The organism is Vibrio sp. 1288, assembly GCF_033344475.1.
In genome coordinates, this window is the sequence record NZ_JAWPOX010000564.1 from 1 (window position 1) to 682 (window position 682).

The 682-nt window shown below is 50.4% G+C and carries 1 pseudogene; it reads right to left on the minus strand.

What is annotated here, in order from left to right:
* Window positions 1-13: 13 nt before the first annotated feature.
* Window positions 14-682: pseudogene (locus R8O11_RS28050) on the minus strand (glycogen debranching enzyme); the annotation flags it as partial.

A 682-nucleotide genomic window follows, 5' to 3' on the forward strand; every position in this document is an offset into this window, starting at 1 on the left:
GATGTTGTATTGGCTAGCTTTGCAATTGCTCCCCTTGTGGCGAGTTTGGCTTTGGCTGGTAATGCAAAATCACCCTCGAGGTCGGTGACAGCAAGACTTCGCCTTCTGCGTGCCCAGGATTGAGGTTGCGCACATTGGTATCACAAATCGTTACCCATTCTTGATTACGCTCGTTTGGCAGCTTAAATCGCGCAGTGGCGTTCGTTTGGTTGATGAGGTAAACCAACTCTTGTCCGTCTTTACCTATGCCTAAGTGAAGCGCTACGGAGCTTAATCGGTTCCAGTCGTCATGTTCCATTAATCGGCCATCGGTTCGACGCCAGAAAATGCGGTTGTTGTTGCGATTTTCGCCGCTGAAAGCACGGATGAAAGGCACCATGTATTGGTGACGGTTTGCGACCATTTGCGCCATCCAAGTTTTGAAGTGCGCTTTGCGCTCCGTCTCGCTCCAGTTGATCCAACTGGTTTTATTGTCTTGGCAGTAGGCGTTATTGTTGCCACCTTGCGAGTGTGACAATACATCGGCGGTCAAAATGTGCGGAATACCAAACGCAAAGAGCAAGCTCGCAATCAGGTTGCGTTTTTGCTTCTCACGCGTGGCGATGATCATGATGTTTTCCGTCTCGCCTTCTACGCCGTAGTTTTCTGAGCGGTTGTCACCGTGGCCATCGCGGTTCTCTTC